At 59.9% G+C, this 2,407-nt stretch carries 1 protein-coding gene and 1 pseudogene; both read right to left on the bottom strand.

Annotation, left to right across the window (positions count from 1 at the left end; genetic code table 11):
• The coding region (locus H097_RS28975) for a phage tail protein (protein WP_162237662.1) at positions 1 to 2,146 on the bottom strand (2,146 nt) is incomplete at its 3' end.
• A 10-nt stretch (positions 2,147 to 2,156) separates the two neighbouring features.
• Positions 2,157 to 2,407 (bottom strand): annotated as a pseudogene (locus tag H097_RS26540) (phage tail protein); the annotation flags it as partial.

Raw genomic sequence — 2,407 nt, 5'->3', positions numbered from 1 at the left:
TGCCCCATTGGATGATCAATCCGCCCAACCAGCGCGGGAACGCGATATAGCCATTGTCGGCCAGGCTGATCGAAAACCCCCAACGCAGGGTGCGCGGCGTCACGATGCTGGTTTCATCGGCCCCAGCGTCCAGTTGCTCCAGGCTGGCGATCGGCGCGATGCCGGGCACCCCAGGAAGGGCCTTTTTGCTGCTGTCGATGATCTCGGACGAACCCGTAAACACAATCGGGTTCGGCCCAGGGGCAACGCGCTGCACGCGCAAAACACCGGCACCGGCAATCAGTACAACCGACGATCGGGATTCGTCATGGCGCATCCAGTTGCTGCCGTTCCAGTAGCAGTTTTGCGCCAGGTGGGTTTCGTTCAGGGCCGTCAAAAAACCGTAGGAGCCGCCGTGAATATCCAGGCTGCCTTCGGGCAGGGGATTAACGTTCGGAATGGCGTTTAAGATCCCGTAATCAGCGAGTGTGGTGCCCTTGTTGGCCTTCTTCTTTAGCTCGGCGTCGATCAGGATCAACCACTGGTGATGCTGGTTTACCGATTGGCGTAGCTGGTCCAAAAAGCGGTCGATATCCGTCATATCGTAGGTGTCACCGCTATCTCTTAATTTGCCGCTGTAAGTCCAGGCAATCGGGTTCGGTCCCGGCTCGGCCTTACGCACATAGGCGTTTCCAGAGTTGGTGAACAGCGTAATAGACGGTCGAGACTGGTCATGACGCATCCAGGCTGTACCGTTCCAGTAGCAGTTTTGGGAAAGGTTGGACTCAGTTGCGGAGGTGAGGAAAGCATAGGTTCCGCCGTGAATATCCAGGCTGTCGCCCGGCAAAGGATTCCTGTTTGGGATCGCATCTTTGATCTTGTACTCGTCCAGCGTGGTCCCTTTGTTTGCCTTTTTGTCGATCGCGTCGTTGATGGCCTCGATCAACTGGTCAATATCGCTAGAGCTGTAGGTGTTACCGCTGTCACGCACGTCGAACGCTGAGGCCCAGGCGATTGGGTTTTTACCTGGTCCAACCCGCTGCACCCGCACTCTGCCGGCACCGGCAATCAATGCCACCGCTGCCCGTTTTTCGTCGTGACGTACCCAATTCGCACCGTTCCAATAGCAGTTTTGGCAAAGATGCGACTCATTGAGCGCAGTCAAAAAACTATAGGACCCGCCGTGAATATCCAGGCTGCCTTCGGGCAGCGGGTTCAGGTTGGGGATGGCGTTGAGGATGTTGTAATCCTCAAGGCTCGAACCTTTATCCGCCTTCTTGTCCAGCTCGCCTTCAACCCACTTTTTGCCCGCAAAGTGCTTCACCAGGGGATCACTGATCGGCTCGGCCTGGCGCAAATCGGTCACTGTGCTGGAGTTGGGCAGATCCGCCAACGGCACGCAGAAATGGCGCACGCCGGCACTGTCGGTGAAGTCAGCCAGGGCGGCGCCGAAACGCACCTCCCAGCGGGCCACCACATCGCTTAACTGGCGCTCCAGGCTCACATCCAGCCAGGCTTTGGCAGGGAAGCCCGGCGGCGCCACGGCGACCGCAGCCGCCGCCAACACCCGCACACCCTCGATATAGGCCGTCCCGGGTTGCACCTGGTAACTGTTGCCGACCTTGGCCAGCTTCAGCCCGTCGCTGAAAAAGCAGGCCCGGCCGAAGGTATCGCGGTTGCTCAGGCGCTCGCGCTCGTCGATGCCATGCAGGCGCACAGTGAAGTCGTGCTGCCAGGTTTTGGCGTCGATGGTGATCCCGGTCAGCGCCTGGGCGCCGTCGAACACCACCAGGAAGTTGCGGGTAACGTTGTTGCCCAGCTGCAGCGGCGGGATGTTCTTGCGCTTCTGCTGCAGTGGCACGTAGGCCACGGCCAGCAACACGCCTTCGGCGGTCTCTAGGCCGATCCAGTTCCAATCAAAATCCCCGATATCGCTGCCCAGCATCAGGCTGTAAACAATCTGGTTGGGGTTCACAAAACCTTTTTGCGTGACGTCATAGCTCGCCACCAGGTGCGCGGCCGGCTTCGGCGCCGCCCGATCGACCTGGCCGCTGGGGTCCAGCCCGGGCACGTTGGCCAGGACGAACCGAGAAACGATCAGGGGTTGTTGTGCGCCTTGTTTTTGCGCGATCAGGCTTTCACCTGCAAGGGTAATGCTGGCTCCCATTGGGGGGCTCCTACAGGCTGGCGACCAGCGTTTGCTGATCGTCGTTGAAGTCCACCGCGACGATGCGCAGTGACACGGGGGTGATGGTCACGAAGTCATAACGCCGGCAGGTGCGGCCGTATTGCTGGATCAGTACCCGTAACAGCTCGGGGTTCTGCGACAGTTGGGAGTCGGACAGGCGCAGCAGCACCACGTCCCAGTCCCGATCGGGCATGCGCTCGTCGATCTCGACGTACCCCACGCCGAGGCGCTGCAGGATGC

Source organism: Pseudomonas sp. FH4 (assembly GCF_000510915.2).
Lineage (GTDB): Bacteria > Pseudomonadota > Gammaproteobacteria > Pseudomonadales > Pseudomonadaceae > Aquipseudomonas > Aquipseudomonas brenneri.
Note: the sequence above shows the minus strand (reverse complement) of the source record. Positions and strands in the feature narration are given on the sequence as shown.